The organism is Dyella acidisoli (assembly GCF_030160295.1).
GTDB lineage: Bacteria > Pseudomonadota > Gammaproteobacteria > Xanthomonadales > Rhodanobacteraceae > Dyella_B > Dyella_B acidisoli.
Window position 1 is genome coordinate 44,344 of record NZ_BSOB01000017.1, and the last position, 22,945, is coordinate 67,288.

The window sequence follows — 22,945 nt, forward strand, 5'->3', positions numbered from 1 at the left end:
CGCCTTGAACAAACCCAATCATCCCCCCGCCGGTGTCCTGGGCATCGGCCTGGAAGCCTTCCTGGCGCCGGGCACCTACCTACCGGAGCCGCGCCGAGCGCCGTCTACCGAAACGGTGCCCTCCGGCCCGTTGGCGAATCTTCTGGACTCACTACGCCATCGTCAGGATTGGACCGGTCCCTGGTACAAGCGCAGCGCCACCGCGCTGAAGTATCTCGTGCGCAGCGCGTGCATGGGAGCTCAGCACCAGCGCTTTCTCGCTTTCATTGGTGCCGACCGGGTGATGCGTGCCTACCGCCGGCGCGATCCGCGCCTGCTGGAGCGGCACATGCATCGCTACGTCAATGCGCACTGGCATCGGCGCGATCGTCTGACCTACCTGCAGCAGCACTACCGTTTCGCGAGGGCGCACCTGCCGCGCGGCTTGTTCGAGCTGGTCTACGCCATGGGCCACGCAAGTCTGGGAAGCATCACGGCCAAGGACGGCTCCTTGCTGACGCTGGTCATGCGGCCGCCGATCTACAAGGGCTGCGAGGGCGAGCTTTGCCTGCAGCTGTGCGACGTGAACGAAGACCCGCTGTACAGCATCGTGTTCTCGGTAGCCGACGAACTGCCGACGCTGATGATCGGCTGCCTGCAAGGTCCGCGTGGCGAAAACGCCAGGGACGTGGTGCGCGACCTTACGCGCAATCTGCACGGCATGCGCCCCAAGCAATTGATGCTGTCACTGGTTTACACCTTTGCACGGCACTATGGCATTGAGCGGTTGGTAGCGATCAGCAACGAAGCCCACCCGCTGCGCCGCAGCGGCCGTCCGTTGTATTCGGATTACGACGCATTCTGGGAAGAGCAGCATGGCCAGCGTGCTGGCGGCGGTTGGTATGCGTTGCCCGCCATGCTTACGCACAAGACGGAGGCAGAGGTGTCGAGCAATCACCGCTCCGCATTCCGTCGCCGGGAGGCGCTGCGGCGTGAAGCGGAGCAAATGCTGATCAACGCCTTGGCCCCGCTGTCCTCACACACGTCGTTCGCCGTTGTGGCACGCTTTTGACGGTCCATCAGGGTCTATGAGCACCGTGACGCTGTCTGTGCATGTGAGCGACATCGAAAGGCTGTTTCGCGAGCACAATCGTGCGCTGATCGCCTTTTTGCAGTGTCGCCTCAACTCGCTGTCGGATGCGCAGGAAGTGGCGCAGGAAGCGTATCTGCGGATGCTGACCATGGATAACCGCGAGGAAGTCGATTCCCTGCGCGGCTATCTGTTCAAGATCGCCGGCAATCTGGCCATCGATCGCTTGCGCAAACGCAAGGTGCGCAGTGATTTCGCCATCGTGCAATCGCAGGACGAGCCGATGGATGAGCAAAGCCCGGACCACCATGCGATGGCCGTGGAGCAGGTGGCCGGACTTCGCCACGCCCTGCGCGAGTTGCCGGCCAAGGCCAGTCAGGCGTTTGTGATGCATGTGATCGAAGGGCGCGATTTCGGCAGCGTCGCGCAAACCATGAAACTCAGCGAGCGCATGGTGCGCTACCACGTTGCCCATGCGTTGGCTCATTGCCGCGCCCGCGTCGATGAGAAGGAGGTGCCGTGATGGCAAATCAACAACAGGAAGAAATCGTGCAAACGGCCGCTGATTGGTGGGTACGGCTACGTGAGCCCAATGCCGACGGCGATACGGTCGAGCAATGGCTGGCGTGGACGGCCGAGGACGAGCGGCACCTGGAAGCGTTCGAGCGCATGAATGCGTTTGCCGAACGACTGGGTCATCTCGATCGTGTATCGCGCCAGGCGCTGATCAACGCCTTTGCACGCCCTGTTCCACCGCGGCGGCACTGGCTTCCACTCGCAGCGGCAGCATCGATTGCAGTGGTCGTCTTGTCCGGCGCCGTTTATTACGGCTGGGCACACTTCGCTTCCGGCGACACCACGCAGACCTATCAGAGTGCCGTCGCGCAAAACCGTAGCTTCAGCCTGCCGGATGGCACGAAGGTGGCGCTGGGTGCTGCATCCACGTTGACGGTGCATTACGGCCGCGATCGACGCAGTGTGGAATTGCGCGGTGGCGAGGCTTTCTTCGACGTCGTGCATGACAACAGCCGCCCGTTCGTGGTGACTGCGGGCGATGTGTCCGTGCACGATATCGGCACTGCATTCGATGTGCGTCGTACCGGTGAGCGGGTGATGGTCGCGGTGACGCAAGGGCGCGTCGAGATTGCCGATCTGCGCACGGGCGCGAGCCAACGCAATACGCTGGAAGCCACTGCGGGCCAGCGCGTTTCCTTCGATCCCAATGCTTCGGGCATGGCTGTCGATACCATGGCGACTGAGCAGGTGACAGCTTGGCGCAACGATCGTTTGGAGTTCATCGACGAACCGCTGGGCGTGGTGATTGCCAATTTGAACCGTTACACCAGCAAACCGGTGCATATCGTCGATGCTGATCTGAACAAATTGACGTACACGGGCACGGTTCGCACGGATGCGATCGATAGCTGGGTGGGCGCGTTGCCGGAAGTGTTTCCGTTGCGGGTGAGCAAGGAGACAGATCAAATCATGCTTTCTGACGCGCGGCACGCTGAGCAGCACTGACGTCGGTTGGGGCACAAACTCCAACCCGCCGCAAGCCTCCAAAATCAAGCGCGAAAGCTTGATGCAAGCTAGCCACCCAACGTTTGTCAGCTGTCTTCCGCGAACTCGTGCGAACGGTCATGACCCATGTCACACTCGTGATTTCGCGCGGAGTTGACGCAAGTTATGAGGCGGTTCGCCTGGCTGCCAGCTTACGGCTGCCTGACGTTGGGGTTGGTTGCAGGGGGAGCGTGCATGGCACCCGCTCTTGCGGCGGAACAAACGGTCGGCATGCGCTTCGTCATACCTACTCAGCCGTTGGCGACGGCGCTGATCGCGTTCGGTAAGCAGGCGAACGTGCAGGTGCTTACTGCCGGGCAAACGGTGGATGCATTGCGTTCGCATGCGGTGAGCGGCACGTTCACGCCGGAAGCGGCGCTGACCCATCTGCTCGAAGGCACGAATATGAGCTTCGCCTTCGTCGACGCGCGCACGGTGGTGGTGAAGCCGCGCGTAGCCGCAGCCGGACAGCCTTCTAGCAGTCCATCGGCGGCAACCAAGGCGATACTGCTGCCGCCGATTCGGGCGATCGGGTTGGTGGGCCGCGACGAGGGTTTCATGGCCGATGTGAGCAGTGGGCCTGAGCGTACGCTGGCCGATCCGCTCGACGTGCCGCAATCGGTAAGCATCGTCACCCAGGACCTGTTGCAATCCGAACAGGTGCAAACCATTGCCGATGCCATCCGGAACGTGGCCGGTGCGCAGTACATCGATGGCTCGGGCGGCTTGCCGATCTTCAATGTGCGCGGTTTCTTTACCGGCAACGGCATGACCGACGGCATGCCTAACAACGTCCTGGGCATCGGCGACTATCCGCCGATGATCGGCGTGGAACGCGTCGAAGTGCTGAAGGGCCCGCAGGCCATCCTTGGCGACACGTCCAACAACAACAATTTTGGCGGCTTGATCGACGTGATCCTGAAAAAGCCGCAAGCCGAGCCTGTTCGTCGACTGGTGTTCTCCTTCGGCCAGCATGGCGAGAAACAGCTTGGCCTGGATCTGGCTGGCCCGTTGAACGACAGCAAGACATGGACATATCGCCTGGTATTGAACGGCGACGTGGCAGACCGCACGCCACAGGGTATGCGCGGGCAGCGCAATCGCTACGTTGCACCATCGATCGGATGGTCCACTTCCGACACCACATTCATTGCTGGTATGTCGTGGATGATGAATCGCGTACCCATTCCCGATCACACCGTTCTGTTGGGTGATACGGTTGGTTCCGCGTCGCCGCCGGGTCTGTTGCTGGACAATCCGAACGATCACACGTCGGTGGAGACGCGGCGGTTGTTCTACATGCTGGAGCATCGCTTCAACGACATCTGGTCGTTTCGCAGCCGGGCGCAATACGTGCGCGAGTCGATCGATTTGCAGGATTGGACGATGGCGAGTATCCAGCCAACCGGCGATATTTTAGCTTTTGCCCGGGACTATCGTTCGTCCGATGCGTATTACACGCTGCAGAATAGCGTGGCGGCTGCATTCGGGCATGGCTGGATGCAGCATTCGGTGGTACTGGGTTTCGATTTCTCGCGCATCCAGCTTGGCAGCAGTGTTGATGCGACTGATACCGGCAATATCGGCGGGTCATACAACCTCTTTACCAGCGGGCCGCTGCCGCCGCCGACCTCGGTGCTTACGCCGGACGATTACTCTCTCAGCTATTCACCGGGGCAAGCGTGGACTACGGAAAGCGGACTGTTCCTGCAGGACCAGATCAGCCTCGGTACACGCCTGGAGGCGCTGTTGGCATGGCGGCGCACCAGCTACGAACTGGAAACGACCCATCCCGATGGCACGCCATGGAATATGCGCAAGGTGCATTGGGTGCCCAATTTCGGGCTGGTGTACAAACTGACGCCTGACGTGTCGCTCTACGCTAACACGGCGAATGGCTTTCAGCCGGATACGTATCTTGGCAAAGATGGAAGGCCATTGCCGCCGTCGCTGTCACGGCAAATCGAAGCCGGTGCGAAGTTCAATCTGTTCGAGGATCGTGCGCGTCTTACCGTGGCGGCCTATCGCATCATGCTCGACCACAGCAGCGATCTGGTATCGCTGCAGCCCCCGTATAACTTCGTCAGTGGTCCGGGCCAGTCGAACCAGGGCTTCGAGATCGAGTTCAACGGGCAGATTGCGCCAGGGCTGAATCTGAGTTCTGCCTACACGCGTGCATCGGTACACAACAACGACGGCAGCCAAGCCACGGGGCAACCGCAGCAGCGTTTCAATCTATGGGTGAACTACACCTTCCAGCAAGGTGTGCTGCGCGGCTTCGGTGTCGCAGGTGGTGCGCTGGCGCGTAGCGCCAGCCAGGGACTGATGTCCGAAACCATTACGTACATCAAGATTCCCGGGCAAGCGAATGTGGCGATGAACGTGTTTTATCGCACGCCACGCTGGAGCGTGACGCTGGGCGTGAAGAATCTGCTGGATCGCACTTTGTATAGCCCCACCTTTGATGAAACATATGTGCCACTGAACAATCATCGGACATATATGTTGAGCGGAGCAGTGGATTTTTAGAGGGATGTTTCGATCTTGCGCTATCCGCTCCCTCCCCTGCGTAACAGGGGAGGGAGCGGTACGATCAGAAGTGATACGTGCCCGTCATGCTCACGATGTCACCCGAATCATCGAAGTACCCATTCATCGTTGCAGCGCCGAGTAACGGTTGATTGGTCAGATGCACCGGTGCGCGCGCAACGAATAGATGCTGGTAGCCCAGGTCAATGCCAATGTGGCTGCTGACCTTGTAGCCCAAGCCGAAGCCGAGCAGCTTGCGGTTGCCGTCAGGTACGCGCGGGTCGCGGCTGAGCGTCACGGTGGGGGTTCTGTCGTAACCGACACCGGCGTGCAGCGTCCATTGATCGGTGAGCTTGTAATCACCGCCGATCAAATACGCATAGCCGTCACGGTAACGCTCCGGCAGCGCCACGAGTTGCTGGCCACTGGAAGTCAGCACGAGGTCTTTGAAGGTGGACCATTGCGTCCACTTCACCGTGCCGGCGATCGACAGGCGGTCGGAGAACGCATGCAGCCAGTCCACCGTGGCATAGGCCGGCGTATCCAACGCCGCGCTTGCCCTTCCTCCGTTGGGATTGATGGTGGGCAGGGCAGGATCGAGCACAGGGGCCAGCGCGAGCAACTGCTTGCCGGTAGCGCTGCCGTAGATGGCGTAGTTGCCGCTAAGCGTATTCTCCACGCGTGAGTGATAGCTGGCGCCGAACGTATCCTGGTCTGTCGGCTTAAATACGAAACCGCCGAAATAACCGAAGGAGAGTTTCCGTTTCACGTTGACGTTCAGTTGCACGTCGTCCTGCTGTGGCGGCAACGGTAGACCGAACAGCGCGTTGGCGGCACCGTTCGGGTCGAGCATGGTGTCAAGCTGAGCCTTGGTGCGCTGGCCCAGTACGCCGACGCCGGCAGAAAAGCGGTCATTGAGCTTGAAGGATGCCGAGAAGCTCACCGCGATGGATTGCAGATCGGTGCGGGTGCCGAAATAACGCCCCTGCCAGCTGGAGTTGTAGTTGCTGGCCAGGCCGTAAGGCACAGCCAGTGAGCCGCCTAGTGCGAGCCAGTCGTTGATCGGCAACACTGCGCCGAAATTGGGAAACAGTTTGAACCGGCCGAAGCCGTTGGGATTGCCGCCGCTGGTCGGGTTTCCATCCACGTCCAGCGTCTGGCCATTGAACTGCGCTTGCGGCCGGATGCCGATAAGCGTGCCTTGGAACGCCGGCGCGGAGAAAAAGGCCATCGCAGCGGGATTGTTGAAGGCGGCGGTAGGATCGTCTGGGAACAATGAAGTACCGGCATTCGCGCGAGCCCAGCCGGCGGCGTTGTCGGTGGGTAGCTGGAAGGCACCGGCCAAGGCAGTACCGGGCAGGGCAATGGCTGACAGTACGGCAGCAGCGAGGCCGGTCCGGATGCCGCGGTGGCGGATGTTGAACGGCTTGAAATGATTCACGTCGATCTCCTTGCGTGTGCGGTAGGCGAACGCGACGCTAAGTTTCTGTAATGAGTGTCGCGAAAGTGTAGATACCACGTCGTGCTTGCTTTCACGAGGGCATCACGGAATGGTTCTGTTCATCGAAGTACAGCTTGCTTGCGCGGAGTTGCGATTCAGACGGAGCGCGCGTGGACAATTGAAGGCGATATTAAATGACTGGTGCCAGTCCGGCATGGCGCTTGGCGCGGTGCATGAACAGCGATGTTTCGTGGCAATAAAACGCATTGCACTCCTATTGTCTCGATGCAAATGCCTGCTATGTGAAGATGCGCAGGCATTGAATGCCTACAACCTAATGTAGGCATCGGACTGGGAAGCAGTTTTTCCATGTTTGAAACGACGACGCCCTCTGGTTTTCCAGAGGGCGCCTTCTTATGTAGTGCGGCGAGGACTTATTTCGCCACCGGAGGTTGCGCAGTGAATACGTCGCTACTGAATGTGCGCAGCTGATTGTCCTGTGCATAGCCGAGGTGCGATAGCCCAAAGATATCTTCCAGGGTCCGCAGCAGGCTGTAGTGATTGTATTCCACGTCTGACTGCGTGCCTGGGGCGATAAAAGGCGAAAGCAGCACGGCGCCGATCTGTCCGCCACCAGGACCGATCTGTCCACCAGGTTGCGGGCCGCCAGGCAGCGGCCTTTCATTGCAGCACGCCTTGCCGTCGTTGCCTTCGTCGAAGGTGACGATCAAGAGGCCGTCTTTCTTGAACGCCTGTGAGTTGAGAATGCGCGGCACCCAGACGCGCAGGAACGCATCGGCGGAAATCAGTCCACCGGCATCACCGTTCTTGCAGGGCGCGTCGTGGCCATCATGGCAAAGATTCGGCGTGATATAGATAAAGTTCGCCGTGTTCTCAATTTTGGCGAGATCGTTTGTGAGATGTTCAAGATTCACCACACGGCTGTCGCAGTACTTCCGCTTATCGATGATCGAGTGGAAGTACATGAAAGGATTGTGCTTGGCTGCGTATTGGTCGTTCGGCGTAGCGTGCTCGGTGATGTCGGGAGTGCCGATGGCAGGATGCGCGCAGGTGGCGGATTCGCGTGCGGGATCTTTGCCCATGTCCTCCATGTACGCCTTCCAGGTAAAACCTGCATCGGTTAGCTGGTTGGCGAGGGTGTGGATGCTCTTGGGATATACGCAACCGGCGCCAGGTAGCTGTCCGTTCTCATCAGGCTTGCTGGCCGTCGGCACGAATTCGCTGAAGGCCACGCAATCACCCTGCGTGGCCGGATTGGGTGCCTGGCCGCTGATCATGGCGATGTAGTTGTCCAGGCTGTAATGGCCGACGCCGTAGTAGTTGGGTAGCAGCGCGCCTTGCTTAGGTAGCTCGCGGGCGAGATAAGGGGCGATCGACTGCGGGCCGAATGTGACTGGGTAGGATTCGTTCTCCAGCATGATGATGAAGACGTGCCGGATGGGTGGTTGCGTGGGCGATGAACCAGCCAGGCTTATCGCCGGGACGCTTAGCGCAAAAAGCAAGAGGCAGGCTCGCGTCAGCGTACGACGCAGAGCGAGACAGATCGAAAAATGGGACATGCGGATTCCTTGAGCCATGGTGCCTATGTGATACGGGCACAGCGCTATTGCAACCGCCTTGCGCGGCAGGATCAAGTTGTACGGATGTCGATGGGATACCAGATTGGAATGCTTGCTGGTTCAAGCAGGAAGCGTGGTGTTTCCTCTCCCCAGTTGGGGAGAGGATTTAGGCGTTACGCGGATTAGGCGCGACCGTACACGTCATCGAAGCGCACGATGTCGTCCTCGCCGAGATAGCTGCCAGACTGCACCTCGATCAGCTCCAACGGCACCTTGCCAGGGTTACGCAGGCGGTGCACGCTGCCGAGCGGGATGTAAGTGCTCTGGTTTTCTGCCAGCAAGAACACTTTCTCGTCACAGGTGACCTCGGCGGTACCCGACACCACAATCCAGTGCTCTGCGCGATGATGATGTTTCTGCAGGCTGAGGCTGGCGCCTGGCTTCACCACGATGCGCTTCACCTGGAAGCGTCCACCCTCCTCAAGCGAGTCATAGCTACCCCACGGGCGATGCACCACGCGATGGAACGAATGCTCGGTGCGGCCGGAAGCTTTGAGCTGGTCGACCACTTTCTTCACATCCTGCGCGGCATTGCGATGCGCAACCAGGGTGGCATCCGGCGTGCTCACCACGATGATGTCTTCCACACCGACGGTGGCGATCATATGGCGATCGTGTGAGCGCAGCAGCGAGTTGCGCGTGTTGACCGTGAGCGTATCGCCTTCGCGCTGATTGCCGTGCTCGTCGTGCTGTCCCGAGAGCCACAGTGCCGACCACGAACCGATGTCGCTCCACGCACAGCTCACCGGAATCACCGCCGCACGCGAGGTTTTTTCCATCACGGCATAGTCGATGGAATTGTCCGGCACCTTGGCAAAGGCTTCGGCATCTACGCGTACGAAGTCCAGATCGCCATGCCCGGTGGCATAGGCCTTGCGCACCGCTTCAAGCATCTCCGGCGCGTGCTGCCCCAGCTCTTCCAGATAGCGGGCGGCCTTGAACAGGAACATGCCCGAGTTCCAGTCGTAGCTGCCGTCCTTCACGTAGCCTTCGGCAGTGGCCAGATCCGGCTTCTCCACGAAGCGCTCCACTCGGAACGCGCTGCTGCCGATCGACTCGGCGCGACGGATGTAGCCGAAGCCGGTTTCCGGGCGATCCGGGCGGATGCCGAAGGTCACCAGCCAGCCATCTCTAGCTGCAGGCAGGGCTTGCTGCACCGCGGCGGCGAAGCTTTGCGTATCACCAATAAGATGATCGGCCGGCAGCACCAGCAGTAATGCCTGTGGATCGCGCTCCACGGCTTTCAAGGCGCCCAGGGCGATGGCCGGGGCGGTGTTACGAGCGATGGGCTCCAGCACGATCGTGGCGCCTTCTACACCCGCTTCCAGCAACTGATCAGCCGCTAGAAACCGATGGTCCTCGCTGGCAACAACGATGGGTGCAGAAGCTTCAGGTAGCTTCTGCGTGCGGGTAATGGCTTGCTGGAAAAGCGTGCCGTCGCCGCTGAGGGAAAGGAATTGCTTGGGAAGGTTTCTGCGTGAAACCGGCCACAGGCGGGTGCCGCTGCCGCCGCTAAGGATAAGAGGAATCAACATGTTTTATGGGACCAGTGACTTGATGGTGTGATGCAAACCCTGCCGCCAATCCGGCAAAGAATAGCCGAATTGTCGCTGAAAGCCCGTATTGTCCAGCACCGACCAGGCTGGCCGGCGAGCGGGCGTGGGGAATTCTGCGGTCGTAATGGGAACCAGCCTAGGCACCCTGGCAAGCACACCAAGCGTCTTGGCTTCTTGCATGATGGCCTCGGCAAACCCATGCCAAGTGGTGCTACCGCTGGCAACCAGATGATGTGCTCCAGACATTTGATCACGCTGCATGGGGTTGGCTTCCAGCCAGGTATCGAGGGCGGCAAGGGTAGCTTGCACGATCAGCGTCGTATCAGTGGGGCTGCCATGTTGGTCAGCCACGATTCGGATTTCTTCACGCTCCCCTGCCAGTCGCAACATCGTGCGAAGGAAGTTGTGGCCGTGTGGCGCGTAGACCCAGGCGGTACGCATCAGTAGGTGCTGTACGCCACTGTCTCGCAACGCTTGCTCTCCAGCGAGCTTGCTGCGGCCATACGCCCCTAACGGTGCCGTGGGTGCATCGATGGGGTATGGTTCCGTACCGTTGCCGTTGAATACGTAGTCGGTGGAGTAGTGAATTACCAGTGCACCATTGGCAGCAGCCCAGCGCCCGAGCACGCCGACGGTATCACCATTGATTCGTGTCGCCAGTGTTTCTTCGCTCTCGGCGCGATCCACCGCGGTATAGGCAGCCGTATTGACGATCAACTGCGGCTGCAGTCGGTCCAACAGGCCGGGTAGCGTATCGGGCTGTGACAGATCGGCCACCTCTGCCGGGCCGTCATCAAAACGACGGCCGTCTCGTGTTGCGGTGACTAACTGGCCCCGCGCCGCCAATCCGCCGTGTTCGATAAAGCTGCGGCCAAGCTGCCCATTGGCACCAAGCAGCAGGATATTCATGCTTCGAACGGCGGCAAACAATCGGCCAGCACGTCGGCCAGCAGTGGCGCCTTGGCGTCTTTCGCGGAAATCAGCGGTTCGCCGATCGGCCAGTCGATGCCGATTGCTGCATCGTTCCAGCAAATTGCTGCATCGGCAGCGGGGTCATACAGCGTGGTGCACTGATAGGTGAAGGTAGCGAAATCAGATAGTACGCAGAAGCCGTGCGCGAAGCCGGCGGGAATCCACATGTGCCGGCGATTGCCGGCGGTCAGCATCGCGCTGGTCCATTGACCGAAGGTGGGTGAGCCGCGACGGATATCCACGGCGACGTCGTAGACCTCGCCCTCCAGCACGCTGACCAGCTTGCCTTGCGGATTTGGCCACTGATAGTGAAGGCCGCGCAGCACCCCCTTCGAAGAGCGCGAGACATTGGTCTGCACGAAGTTCGTATTGATACCTAGCTTGGCGTATTTTGCCTCGTTGTAGCTCTCATAGAAGAACCCGCGCGGATCCTCGAAGACCTGCGGCTCAATGACCAGCACGCCAGGCAGGGAGGTTTGTACAGCTTTCATCGAGCAGGCCCTTGCTTTACCAATTGAACGAGATACTGGCCATAGCCGGTCTTGAGTAACGGGGCCGCCAGGCGCATGACCTGCTCCTCGTCGATCCAGCCGTTGAGATAGGCGATTTCTTCCGGGCAGCAGACTTTCAGCCCCTGCCGGTTTTCAATCGTTTGAATGTAGTTGCCGGCTTCCATCATGGATTCGTGCGTGCCGGTATCGAGCCACGCATAACCACGACCGAGCTGTTCCAGATGCAAGGAGCCATCCTGCAGATAGCAGCGGTTGAGATCGGTGATTTCCAGTTCACCGCGCGAGGATGGCTTGAGATCGGCAGCGTAGTCGCATACGCGCTGATCATAGAAATACAGACCGGTGACGGCATATTGCGATTTCGGTTGTGCCGGCTTTTCCTCGATGCCTATTACACATCCTTCGGTATCGAACTCGGCTACACCGTAGCGCTGCGGATCCTTCACCCAGTAGCCAAAAATCGTCGCACCATGCGCCCGTACCGTCGCACGCTTCAGGCGCTCCGTAAGACCGACTCCGTAGAAGATATTGTCCCCCAGCACCAGGCAGCTTGGCGAGTTTCCCACGAACTCGCGGCCGATAATGAAAGCCTGCGCGAGGCCATCGGGCGACGGCTGCACGGCATAGTGGATATCGATGCCCCATTGCGAGCCGTCGCCGAGCAGTCGCTGGAACAGCGGCTGCTCGTGTGGCGTGTTGATCATCAGGATCTCGCGCACGCCCGCCAGCATCAGCACGGACAGCGGGTAGTAAATCATCGGCTTGTCGTAGACAGGCAGCAACTGCTTGCTGATGGCCTGTGTAATCGGATAAAGCCGGGTGCCAGAACCGCCGGCCAGAATGATCCCCCTGCGTGCGCTCATACGCCGAGACGCTCCATACGGTAGCTGCCGTCGAGTACGCGCTGTACCCACGGCTGGTTGGAGAGGTACCAGTCTACCGTTTGGGCAATGCCCGTTTCGAACGTTTGAGCCGGCCGCCAGCCGAGTTCGCGCTGGAGTTTGCTGGAGTCGATGGCGTAGCGGCGGTCGTGGCCGGGGCGGTCTTTGACGTAGGTGATTAGCGATTCGTGGTGGCGCCCCTCGGCATGCGGGTAGCGCATATCAAGCAAGGTACAGATGGTGCGCACCACCTCTATGTTGGTGCGCTCTGCATTTCCACCAATATTGTACGTTTCGCCGATCCGACCCGCTGCCAGCGCACGCCGGATCGCAGCGCAATGATCGCCTACGTAGAGCCAATCCCGTACGTTCAGGCCATCGCCATAAACGGGCAGGGAAGCTCCAGCCAGCGCTTTCTGGATGACCAGCGGAATAAGCTTTTCCGGGAACTGGTACGGACCGTAGTTATTAGAACAGTTCGTGGTGACGGTGGGTAAGCCATAAGTGTGATGGAAGGCCCGTACCAAGTGATCAGATGCCGCCTTGGAAGCGGAGTACGGCGAATTAGGAGCGTAAGGTGTGGTTTCGGTGAATCGTCCTTCCGCACCAAGCGAGCCATAGACCTCATCGGTGGAAACGTGCAGGAAACGGAACGCGTCGCGATATGTTCCTTGCAACTGCTTCCAGTAGTCGCGTGAGCGCTCCAGCAAGGCGAGCGTACCTACCACATTGGTATTTACGAACGCTGCCGGGCCGTCGATGGATCGGTCAACGTGCGATTCGGCTGCAAAATTGACGATCGCTTCCGGTCTGAATTCCGCCAGCAGGTGATCTAGTAGCTCCCTGTCGCCGATGTCGCCCTGCACAAAATAATGATTTTCGTTGCCATGCAGACTTGTCAGAGTATCCAGGTTGCCCGCATAGGTGAGTTTGTCCAGGTTGATGACTCGAAGGCCGTCGGCGACAGCCTGCAACACAAAATTTGCGCCGATAAATCCGGCTCCACCGCTTACGAGCAGGGTCTGCATGAATCACTCCGACGTGGTCGCGCTGATTATGCACTACCGTCAAGCTGTGGGGCTTGACGGCCGTCTGCCGCAGGGACTGTCCGCGGCTCATCATGTAGGCTACCGTTCGATCTGGGTTCCAAAGTGTTGAGCGGGATAGGTGCCGGGTGCTCTGGGCGTGGGGGCTGCCGATGGAATGTTGATGACTTAGCGGCCTGGTCGATTCAGAGCGAATTTGAACTCTGGCGCAGGAGAGAGTAGACACGTGTTGACCAAAATCCACGACAAAACCGGTATCGATGATGCCGTTACCTTGGATTGGCGCGAACTTGCCGCCAAACGATTGGCCCGGTTGATCGAAAGCGAGCAAGCCCACTCCGAATTGCAGCATCTGGTCGAACGATTGCGCCAGGAGCATTTCCAACTTCTCACTACCTTGCATGGACGCACGCTGAGAGTGAGTGAGTTAGAGCGCCAGTTGGAAACTTTGGAGCAGCAATTGGGTCGTCAGTTGGAAAGTCGCGATGCCGAGTTGGCTCGCTTGCGTCCCATGTGGGAATCCAGGTGGGGCTCAGCCTGGCGCTTCGCTCAACAGGCGCGTAAGCCGAGCAACTGGCCTGCTCTGGCCAAGCTGATAGTCAAGCGGCTCCTGAAATTGATAGCTGGCGTCCGCGTGTTACGCCTCCTGATAGGTAAGGCACTCAGGCGGACACCGGGTTTGCGCGCACGATTGTTGGCGATGATCGATCTGAACTAGTAGCTTGTGATGTGCTCCCCAATATAAAGGTTTGTTGCATGGGGGAGTGGCGCCACATCATTTACCTGGTCAGGCAGGGATATCACCCGTGCTCTGATTCGGGAGCCTGCGTTCGATGCTGACCTTTGCGTCCAGCCAATTGCAACCAACGAAATTTTCTTGTTTGGTGTTGAAAACGTGCAGCATGAGTGCGTTGTCACGCCATTCGTAATTTTTGTCGATGTGCGAATCTTCGCGTGACAGCGATAAAGCCACTGCATAGCTGCCTTTACCAAGCCGCGCAGGAAAATCGAATCGGAACGTGGCCTCCTCGTTCGCGGCCATGTCCATGATGGGTTGCTCGAGCCTGTGCGTGTTGATGCCATAGATGCACTGGCCCAGTCGATCGGTAATCATGAAGCCGAGAACAACACGATCCAGTACGGAACGAGCCTTGATGCGAACTTCAAGACGCAAAAGTTGGCCGACTTCGATCGACTGCAGTGCTTGCCCTCGTTGATCGGTGATTCGAACACTTGTGATATATGCCTCGCCGGTACCCGACACCGTTGCAATATTACCGTCTGCCAAGGCGACGCGCTGGATTTGCTGATGATCGCGCTCGGCCATCATGGCGTTGTAATAGTCCAACACCTCGACCGGTCTGCCTTCCATTCGAATGCAGCCAGAATCCAACAGAATCGCCCGATCACAAACGGTCTGGATTGCGTAACGATCGTGCGAAACAATCAGCAAGGTGGTGCCAGCCATCCGAAATTTACGGATTCTGTCGAAGCTTTTGTGTTGGAAATAGGCGTCGCCTACGGAAAGAGCTTCATCCACGATCAGGATGTCAGGACGGTGCGCCGTAGCAACGCTAAACGCCAGGCGCATCTGCATGCCGCTGGAATAGGTGCGAACAGGCTGATCGATATAGTCGCCAATTTCAGCGAAAGCCTCGATCTCTGGCATCAGCTTCTGAATCTCGCTCACCGACAGGCCAAGCAGCTGTCCACCCATCATGACGTTTTGTCGGCCGGTGAAATCGGGGTGAAAGCCCATGCCTAGTTCGAGCATGGCCGCGACACGGCCATTGAGTGCGACGGTTCCGCAACTTTGGCGAACTGTGCCAGTAATGATCTTGAGCAGCGTGCTTTTGCCAGCACCGTTGCTGCCGATGATGCCTACGGCCTCACCTGCGCCCACATTGAGGTGAATGTCTTGCAGAACCCAATGACGGTGATGCCGGGGTTTTCCGAACGGCGTTAGCCATTCGGCTAATCGTGACCATTGGCTGGAATAACTCTTATAGGCCTTGCCCAGCCCGTTGACACGAATAACGCCCATTACAGTTCATCCACCATGTCGCCAGCATGTCGGCGAAACAACAGCAACGCCAAAACGCAGAGTACTGCCGCGAGAAGCGCGACAGGCCACAATCCATGCCAATCCGGAGTCTTGCCATATACGTAGATGGCTTGATAGGCCTGTGCTAAGGCGGCTGCTGGATTGAAACCAATCCATGGTCGAGCCCATCGTGGCAAGGTTGCTACTGAATAGACGATCGGTGTGAACCAGAACCAGAACTGTAACAAGATGTTCAGAAACTGACCTACATCGCGGAAGAAGACATTGAGAACACCCGCTATGGTGCCAATGCTTGCAGCCAATGCAATCTGGATGGCGAGGACTGGAAGGGTATAGAGCGCGATCGTTCCGGGAAAACTGTGAACGGCTAACAAGAATAATATGAAGAGCGTAAACGTAATGCTGAAATTGATTAGTGCGCTAATGACTGTAATGACAGGAAGGCATATACGAGGAAAATTGAGCTTCTTAATCATGTTTCCATTGTCGAGGAATACGTTCTGCCCGCGCTGGAGGATTTCGGCGAACAGGCCCCAGGTCAACAGGCCGGCGCAAAGAAACATGCTATAGGCGTACGCGCGATCGATGCCCGGTAGCCTTGCGCGCATTAGCTCGGAAAATACCACCGTATAAACAGTGATCATCGCCAACGGCTGTAGGACGGTCCAGGCTGCTCCGAGTAAGGAGTTGCGGTAACGCGACTGGAACTCGCGTTTTACGCTTCCGAAGATAAAGCCGCGGTAGTTCCATAGCGTCCGGGTTATGGTCAAGTTCATAGTGCGTAGGTTCCGTTCAAGCAGGTTTGTGCGCAACAATTACCTGACTCTTGGGCATAAAGCTGTCTAGTTTGCGTTTGAGATCTGAACCGTTCGGCATGGACATCACCGCACGCCAAGCTTCCGTCCAATGGTCGAGCGCAGCATGTGATGGATGTTCCAGATCTACATCGCAAGACCAGAATAGTGCCCACCAGATAGACCAGAAAAATCCGTAATACGCCACCTCGTCTATGACCAAGCCGGCTTGTGTGACCATGTCGGAAAACTGCTGCCGCTCGATGATTCGCACGTGATTCGGTTTCTGGAAATAGGCAGGCGGTGCGACGTGCTTTTGTAAATGCTCTTCTAACGGATCCGGAACGCTGAGCAAATAACGCGCTCCCGGTTTGCCGATTCGTACCAATTCGCGCAGGACCTGAGTGGGGTCATCCACGTGTTCAAGCACTTCGGTGCAGATCACGCGTGTGGCGATTGCGTCTTGTAAAGGTAGCGGGTTGGCGTCGCTTACATATGCCGTTACGTTTTCGGAATGAATGTTGCGCAATCTTGCGGTGGCTGTGGCAATGGCTTCGCCGTCGCTGTCAATCACGATTACTTTCGCTCCGCGCCTGAGGCAGAACGCGGCGTTTCCACCGTCCCCGCAGCCCACGTCGACGATGACGTCATTGTCACTGATCGATATCCCGCGAAAAATTTCGTTTGTGTCGTTCTGAAACCAGCCGCTGAGTGTCGCGTCTTGTAGCCCAACGCCCCTAGCGCCGGAAAGATCGCTCAGATCGCTGGACTTGCGGGGTGCCACATCTGTATGCGCCGAAGTCTGTGCGTCATGCTCAGATGCATGAGGCTTGGAAGGTAATCCAAGCAATTTTTTTGTGATGCTTGACATATCTTTTGTTCTCCTCCCGATTCACGCTTCAGGAACGTGACAAGAACGTTATGCGCTGACTGCGGTTTGGCTTTCATTGGGGGGCGATCGCACAGGGGCATCGGAAGCGGAATCTGTCTTTCTTTGGTGACGTGTAGAGAACCGATTTGCGACTTGACGACCATGGTGTCGAAGAGGTTGCTCGACGTAACGAAAATTCATTTCCGCCACCAGCGCAATAAGGCAGGCTGCCGTTGCTCCAAGCAGCCATGCCGAAGGGTGCTCCAGGCCAAAGCGGAAGCAAAATTCGCGAAGCAGAAAAAATATTGGGATGTGGCACAAATAGATCGCATACGAACGATTTCCGATCCAGGTTAGACCGCGCTTGAGCCAGCTTTGTCGAATAAGGTAGTTCGCATCGTAAGACGCTATCCAGACCAGCGCCGTAGTAGCAATCGCGATCCCGCCTATCGCAAACGAAGAGTGCTTTTCGTTGAGCACGGCCAATACCGCCGTGAGTGACAGAAGAAGTGCAAGAATCAGTCCACCACTTCCGCGAACACGCGCTAGGACGCGCGGCTCAACCTTGGCGTAAAGGGTCGTTTTGCTGACCACAGCAAGCAAAACGCCCAAGCCAAGCGCGTCGGTTCGAAAAGCCATCGCTAAGATGCTTCGGTGCATAGGGAGTTGGATGGCGAGTAGAGCGGCCAATATCCAGGGGAAATATCGCCGCGTACATGCCGCCAACAGTGGTAGTACGACGTAGAATTGTTCTTCCAGCGAGAGGCTCCAATAGACAAAGCTAGCTCCATAGGGATATTGGTAGAAGCTGTCTGCGTAGCGGATGTTGGCGACATTGAAAAAGCCTGCCAAAGTCGCAATCAGATTGGCATGAACACTTTGAAATACTCCGCTTCGGTTTGCCACCATCGAGGCAAGCAGCATAACTACAAGCCATAACCAAGCCGACGGCAACAGGCGCCAGGCTCTCCGGATCCAGAACGCGGCAATGATGCGACATTGTGCGGCCAGGCTGCCGGAAACGGTTGCCAATTGTGGAAGCAAGCTGCGTGCGATGACAAATCCGGAAATGGCGAAGAAAAGGTCAACGCCGCACCACGTCTGGCCGATGGCGAAAATACGGTCCAGTAACGGTAACCCAGGATGGAATAAATTACCTTGTGCGTGATGGATCATGACGCCGATCACCGCCAGTGCACGTAGGCACTCGATGTCCGTATTGGAGGAGCGCGATGTTGCAGTAGTCATGATGCGCATGATCGATGCCACTACGCAATTTCCATTGTCGGCTTGGCGAGCCTTGCTGATAGGAGTTGCCGAAATCTCGATCGAGCTACATCCATGGAGCAGTATCGCTTCAACGACTGACGAGCAGACTGACTCATGTACCCATAGGTGCCGGGCTCATATTTGGCTACGTAATAACTCGTCCGGAAGGCGTTAACTAGTGAGTCATGATGGATGCGTTGGCGCAGTGTTCGAAAAACCTGACGTGGGTCGTGGGGCCAACAACTGATTTCCGCAGAAGACTCGACGACGAAGGCGCAGTGGTCGTCGATATAGTCAAGCATTGAAGTATGACGAGGTGCCACGGCAGGTATGCCTGAAGACATGTATTCCATTAATGGAAGACACTGGCCCTCGCCATGAGACGTGTTCAACGTATAAGTGGTGCAACTTATGAGTTCGCCGTATGTCTTGTCAGACAAGTAGGCATGGATGAGAAGAACACGGCATTTGAGCTGGCCCATCTGATAAATTTGCTGCAGCATTGCCGGCAGAACTTGATTGGCATCATGATGTGTCAACTTAATAAGCAATGTTGCATCATCTTTGTTGCGTAAGGCCTCGCAGAAGGCGGATATCATGATTCGCCAATTCTTACGTCCATCGTGCGGGTTGAAGATGGCCGTGTAGACGATCCCCTCTAGGGCTATCGTTACAGCTTCAGTGGCGGGTTCTGCGAGTACATGCATCTCATGTGCGGGAGTGGCCTTCAGAGCGGTTCTCGTGTAGGAGGACAACTCAATCTTTCTGCTGTCGATGATCAATCCTTGGAGGGTGAGGCAAGGGGGATTGATGGGAGTGTCACGAGGGTGCTGCATGCGATCCCAAAGTGGTGCGGGAATGCTTGCTATGGGAAAGTTCTGTCCAAGCAGATCTTTAGTGCTTTCGACGACGAAACTGGAATGCGTGATGGCTGTGCCTAATCGGGCCAACACTCTGGTCCAATCATTGCGGGGGCGCCCTCGGAACGGCTCGCTCGGCAATATGTCGTACTCCCAAGCGAAAACTGGAATAGTCGGGCACCTGAGGCGGATCGGAGTTTTTCCCGGAGGCATGAAGCATAGAAACAGGCATTGTTCGCCCTGAGCTAGGTACGAGGAATAGATGACGTCGACCTCCTTTTCGGGGTGGCTAATGTCGATAACTTTGCCGAACTCTTGCAACAACGGCATGAATTCACGGATGACGAAGCGATAACTGTATTCTCGGCATCCCAGCTTTTTGATCAGGTCTTTATCGGCTGTGCTGGTGTAGACAAGCAGTATCATGGTTCCTGCCCGGAGTCGTCGTGAAAGGTTGTTTATGCTGATCGTGATGCACGATTAGGCTTGCAGCGATAGTGTCGCGCAGAAACTGCTGGAGCTCGATCTTGATCACGTCGCTGCTGCAGTGCGCAATTGCGCGCTCCCTCGCTAAGCGACTCATCGCGAGGTACATGGCTGGCTGTTCGGTGGCCAAGATGTGGCTCTTATGGAATGCATCAGTGAGCGATTGCCAGTCGATCTGGTGCCAAGACGTGCGATAGGTGTCACGATCGCCATGCGGCCAGACTCTAGGAAGGCCGGGTATGCTGCGGACCAGGAATGCGTTATCAGCGCTGATGAGGTCACTTAGACTCGTGTGTGCTGGAGCAATGGCAGGTACTCCGGCAGCGAGAAAGTTGGCTATGTGCCGACAATTTCCGCTCGCATGGGACGTGTTTACGCAATAGGTGGTGGCGCGTATCAGTGCCGCATATTCATCGGCCGAAGGTAGGCCATAGATGGCCAGCACGCGACACTTGAATGGCGAGAGCTTAGTCAGAAGCGAGACAAGCTTGGTGTGACAAGCGAACGGAACTGGGTCGTCGACGACGAGCATCAAGGTGGCATCTTCGGAATTGCGGAAACTCCAGCAGAAGCCAGTAACAAGATCTTCCCAGTTGTCTTGTTCCAACGACGGTGCAAGCGTCGCCGTGTAAACGGTGCCACGCAGGCGCATCCGTATGTCCGTGATCGGAGGAAAATCCCAGCTGCAATGTGGTGGAGGAATGAGCCCCGGCTCTATCAGCGATGTCGCCGCTGAGTTTTCATGGGAGTCGTTTAGGATGCGTTGTGAATTGTGATTGAGAGCGGGAAGATCGAGGATATCGGCAGGATCCAAAGATGGCGTATCGTCATTTTCCTCGCAGACAATGGCATCGGCGTCGAGTCCCATTTGATGACTATCCGCTACAGCAGCGTGTATTGAGAGAATTGCTCCTCGTTCCGAATTTGGGACAGGAAGGAAGCCGAAAGTCCGATCCTTAGGAGGAAGGGGCAGCGGCCAGCTCACCGCTAAGACAGGATACGTAGGGCCCATGCTTCGCCGGATTGCATCACGTGCATGGGTGGACAGGACAATGGCGCCCTTGGCCTTGGATAGAACGAAGCGCCAATCATGGCGCGGATTATCCAGCCAGCACCGCTCTTCGATCTGTTCGGGGATGTTGCCGTATTCCCATGCAAAGACAGGTATAACCGGACAATTCAGTGTAATAGGCGTTATATACGGCGGTGTAAACGAGAGCAGCAGGCACGCCTCATTTTTTTCCAGGCATTGCTTGTAGGCGTGCTCGGCTTCCTCTATGTGGTGGATTTGGGCAACTTCGCCCAAATCACGCAGGATCTCGGAGAAGGCGCTCAGGAGAGAGAAACCGCTGTGATCGACCGCATCTGGCAGGTCTTCGATGCCGAAAGAGTAGGCTTGCGCATACAGGAGAAATTTCATACGGGTCCGTCTGAAATCATGGAGCATCATCCTATCAATCGAGGCCAGCAGTGGTCGTAACTTTGCACTACTGCCTCCACATAGGAACGCTGCGGTGCAAGAGTGAAATGGAGGCCTGCTGCTGCTAGAGCGTTGAAATGTTTCAAACGTTGGGAGAGGTGTTGCCATCATTGGCGCGTAACTTTGGGGCGCCAGTTATTTGCTTGGCTTCGCAGCTCGAGTCGATGGGTGTCGGAGGGGCTTTCATTGAAGGCGAGAATTGGGCAATGCAACGAAAGGGCTTCGATGAGCGGTTTTGTCGTCAGCCGTACTTGCTGGAGTTTTACCAATCGTTACGTCTCAGTGGTAAGGCTGAGCAAGATGGCTATCGCGGCGGCTGCGCGAAATATTGGTGGCCCTGACTGCTTCGATAGGAGGTGGCGGGCTGCGACGGCATCTCCCTGATAGAAGATAGTTGCAGCGTGTTGTAAAAGGCGTACGCGCATAGACCCGATCCTTGCTTAAGCACTGTGGCGGATGGTTTCTTTCCATTCGCAACCGTATGGATCGCTTGCCTATTTTCGTACGGAGACTGAAGGATCGCTTGCTGCAGCGATGTTCTTTACTGGGGTCCCTTCGGTAATAGTCGCCTAGCAGGTTAAGATTGGCGTTTTATCCTCAGGAAGGCCCAGCTTTCACGCCATGACAACCTCTAAGAGTCAAAGCAAGACGAATGCACTGGGCTTGGGCACCCGAGCTATCCACGCCGGGCAGCAGCCGGACCCGAGCACAGGGGCTGTTATGACACCCATTTACGCCACGTCCACCTACGTGCAACAAAGTCCAGGGAAGCATAAGGGGTTTGAATATTCGCGTACCCAAAACCCCACCCGCATGGCCTATGAAAGGTGTGTGGCGGACTTGGAAGGCGGCGTGGCCGGGTTCGCGTTCGCTTCGGGGTTGGCTGCGGCGGCAACTGTGCTGGATCTGCTCGACTCGGGTAGCCACGTTATCGCCATGGACGATCTCTATGGCGGTAGCTATCGACTCTTCGAACGGGTCCGCGGCCGTTCCGCCGGTCTGGAATTCAGCTTCATAGATCTCAATGATGCCCAGGCGCTGAAGGCTGCGCTCAGACCCAATACGCGGATGATCTGGGCTGAAACCCCGACCAATCCAATGCTTAAGCTAGTCGACTTGGTTAAGGTTGCCGCCTTCGCTAAGAAGAATGGATTGATGCTGGTGGTCGACAATACTTTCTGTTCGCCTATGCTTCAGCGGCCGCTGGAGCTTGGCGCAGATCTGGTTCTGCACTCGGCGACCAAGTATCTCAATGGTCATTCCGACATGGTTGGCGGCATCGTTGTCGCTGGCAGTAAGGAACTGGCTGAGCAGATGGCTTTCCTGCAAAATTCAGTCGGCGCGATTGCCGGCCCGTTCGATGCTTTCCTCGCCATGCGTGGCCTAAAGACCCTGCATTTGCGCATGAAGGCGCATTGCACCAACGCGCTGGAGTTGGCGCAATGGCTGGAAAAGCACCCCTCAGTCGAGCGGACGATTTATCCGGGCCTCAAGAGCCATGCGCAGCACACGCTAGCCAAACGGCAGATGTACGGTTTCGGCGGCATCATCACGATCGAGGTGAAAGGTGGGCTTAAGAAGGCCCGGCGCATGCTTGAACGTTGTGAATTGTTCGCGTTGGCAGAATCGTTGGGTGGGGTCGAAAGTTTGATTGAACATCCAGGGATCATGACTCACGCCTCAGTACCTGTGGCGAACCGCAAGAGACTCGGCATCAGCGACGGATTAATCCGTTTGTCGGTCGGCGTGGAGGATATAAAGGACTTAAAGGACGAGCTTGCCGGCGCGCTGAAAATCTAATTTACAGCGCCTTTTAGATTCGTGCCTACTGTCAATTCGCTGCCTTGGTAGGCCGTTCGTCCAAAACCTGGTCTTCACCTTTGCGAGTGAGACTGGTGCAAACCTGATTGAGTG

General features: G+C 57.2%; 20 protein-coding genes. 7 read left to right on the top strand and 13 right to left on the bottom strand.

Features of this window, described 5'->3' with window-relative positions; genetic code table 11:
* Positions 1–4: 4 nt before the first annotated feature.
* From QQJ86_RS09660 to QQJ86_RS09675, 4 genes are all read left to right on the top strand, one after another.
* On the top strand, positions 5–1,051 hold the full coding sequence (locus tag QQJ86_RS09660) for a VirK/YbjX family protein (RefSeq protein ID WP_284320727.1): 1,047 nt from the start codon (positions 5–7) through the stop codon (positions 1,049–1,051).
* Between the two features lie 16 nt (positions 1,052–1,067).
* Positions 1,068–1,592, top strand: a complete 525-nt coding sequence (locus tag QQJ86_RS09665) for an RNA polymerase sigma factor (RefSeq protein ID WP_284320728.1) — start codon at positions 1,068–1,070, stop codon at positions 1,590–1,592.
* A complete protein-coding gene (locus tag QQJ86_RS09670) occupies positions 1,592–2,590 on the top strand; it encodes a FecR family protein (protein ID WP_284320729.1) in 999 nt (332 codons plus the stop codon). The genes QQJ86_RS09665 and QQJ86_RS09670 overlap by 1 nt, the downstream gene beginning before the upstream one ends.
* 234 nt (positions 2,591–2,824) lie before the next feature.
* Positions 2,825–5,158, top strand: a complete 2,334-nt coding sequence (locus tag QQJ86_RS09675; protein WP_284320730.1) for a TonB-dependent siderophore receptor — start codon at positions 2,825–2,827, stop codon at positions 5,156–5,158.
* A gap of 64 nt (positions 5,159–5,222) precedes the next feature.
* Here QQJ86_RS09675 and QQJ86_RS09680 read toward each other — a convergent pair whose 3' ends face one another.
* The 7 genes from QQJ86_RS09680 to rfbB form a co-directional block, all read right to left on the bottom strand.
* The gene (locus QQJ86_RS09680) at positions 5,223–6,599 is read right to left on the bottom strand and encodes an outer membrane protein transport protein (protein ID WP_284320731.1); all 1,377 of its coding nucleotides are present in this window, start codon (positions 6,597–6,599) and stop codon (positions 5,223–5,225) included.
* Between the two features lie 434 nt (positions 6,600–7,033).
* Positions 7,034–8,179, bottom strand: coding sequence for an alkaline phosphatase family protein (locus tag QQJ86_RS09685; RefSeq protein ID WP_284320732.1), 1,146 nt, complete (start codon positions 8,177–8,179; stop codon positions 7,034–7,036).
* 182 nt (positions 8,180–8,361) lie between these two features.
* Positions 8,362–9,774 (bottom strand): mannose-1-phosphate guanylyltransferase/mannose-6-phosphate isomerase, encoded by a 1,413-nt coding sequence (locus tag QQJ86_RS09690; protein WP_284320733.1) that lies wholly within the window; start codon positions 9,772–9,774, stop codon positions 8,362–8,364.
* Positions 9,775–9,777: 3 nt separating this feature from the next.
* On the bottom strand, positions 9,778–10,704 hold the full coding sequence (rfbD, locus tag QQJ86_RS09695; protein WP_284320734.1) for a dTDP-4-dehydrorhamnose reductase: 927 nt from the start codon (positions 10,702–10,704) through the stop codon (positions 9,778–9,780).
* Positions 10,701–11,258: a dTDP-4-dehydrorhamnose 3,5-epimerase gene (gene rfbC, locus QQJ86_RS09700; protein WP_284320735.1), complete on the bottom strand. Its 558-nt coding sequence runs from the start codon at positions 11,256–11,258 to the stop codon at positions 10,701–10,703. Before rfbC ends, rfbD begins: the two co-directional genes overlap by 4 nt.
* On the bottom strand, positions 11,255–12,142 hold the full coding sequence (rfbA, locus tag QQJ86_RS09705; RefSeq protein ID WP_284320736.1) for a glucose-1-phosphate thymidylyltransferase RfbA: 888 nt from the start codon (positions 12,140–12,142) through the stop codon (positions 11,255–11,257). Before rfbA ends, rfbC begins: the two co-directional genes overlap by 4 nt.
* A complete protein-coding gene (rfbB, locus tag QQJ86_RS09710; protein ID WP_284320737.1) occupies positions 12,139–13,188 on the bottom strand; it encodes a dTDP-glucose 4,6-dehydratase in 1,050 nt (349 codons plus the stop codon). Before rfbB ends, rfbA begins: the two co-directional genes overlap by 4 nt.
* A 244-nt stretch (positions 13,189–13,432) precedes the next feature.
* On the opposite strand from rfbB, the gene QQJ86_RS09715 reads away from it, so the two are divergent.
* Positions 13,433–13,924, top strand: coding sequence for a hypothetical protein (locus QQJ86_RS09715; RefSeq protein WP_284320738.1), 492 nt, complete (start codon positions 13,433–13,435; stop codon positions 13,922–13,924).
* 69 nt (positions 13,925–13,993) lie between these two features.
* On the opposite strand, the gene QQJ86_RS09720 is transcribed toward QQJ86_RS09715, so the two are convergent.
* From QQJ86_RS09720 to QQJ86_RS09745, 6 genes are read right to left on the bottom strand one after another with little or no spacing between them, the layout of a single operon-like run.
* Positions 13,994–15,250 (bottom strand): ABC transporter ATP-binding protein, encoded by a 1,257-nt coding sequence (locus QQJ86_RS09720; protein WP_284320739.1) that lies wholly within the window; start codon positions 15,248–15,250, stop codon positions 13,994–13,996.
* Positions 15,250–16,047, bottom strand: a complete 798-nt coding sequence (locus tag QQJ86_RS09725; RefSeq protein ID WP_284320740.1) for an ABC transporter permease — start codon at positions 16,045–16,047, stop codon at positions 15,250–15,252. The genes QQJ86_RS09720 and QQJ86_RS09725 overlap by 1 nt, the downstream gene beginning before the upstream one ends.
* A gap of 16 nt (positions 16,048–16,063) precedes the next feature.
* Positions 16,064–16,936 carry a class I SAM-dependent methyltransferase gene (locus tag QQJ86_RS09730; RefSeq protein ID WP_284320741.1) on the bottom strand — a complete coding sequence of 291 codons (873 nt, stop codon included), beginning with the start codon at positions 16,934–16,936 and terminating at the stop codon, positions 16,064–16,066.
* Positions 16,937–16,984: 48 nt separating this feature from the next.
* A complete protein-coding gene (locus QQJ86_RS09735; protein ID WP_284320742.1) occupies positions 16,985–18,193 on the bottom strand; it encodes an acyltransferase family protein in 1,209 nt (402 codons plus the stop codon).
* Between the two features lie 11 nt (positions 18,194–18,204).
* Positions 18,205–19,491, bottom strand: a complete 1,287-nt coding sequence (locus tag QQJ86_RS09740) for a glycosyltransferase (RefSeq protein ID WP_284320743.1) — start codon at positions 19,489–19,491, stop codon at positions 18,205–18,207.
* Complete coding sequence (locus QQJ86_RS09745) at positions 19,457–20,971, bottom strand: glycosyltransferase (RefSeq protein ID WP_284320744.1); 1,515 nt, start codon at positions 20,969–20,971, stop codon at positions 19,457–19,459. Before QQJ86_RS09745 ends, QQJ86_RS09740 begins: the two co-directional genes overlap by 35 nt.
* A gap of 137 nt (positions 20,972–21,108) precedes the next feature.
* On the opposite strand from QQJ86_RS09745, the gene QQJ86_RS09750 reads away from it, so the two are divergent.
* Together QQJ86_RS09750 and QQJ86_RS09755 are read left to right on the top strand one after the other, a co-directional pair.
* Complete coding sequence (locus QQJ86_RS09750) at positions 21,109–21,372, top strand: hypothetical protein (protein WP_284320745.1); 264 nt, start codon at positions 21,109–21,111, stop codon at positions 21,370–21,372.
* Positions 21,373–21,652: 280 nt separating this feature from the next.
* Positions 21,653–22,831, top strand: a complete 1,179-nt coding sequence (locus QQJ86_RS09755; protein ID WP_284320746.1) for a trans-sulfuration enzyme family protein — start codon at positions 21,653–21,655, stop codon at positions 22,829–22,831.
* Positions 22,832–22,945 lie beyond the last annotated feature (114 nt).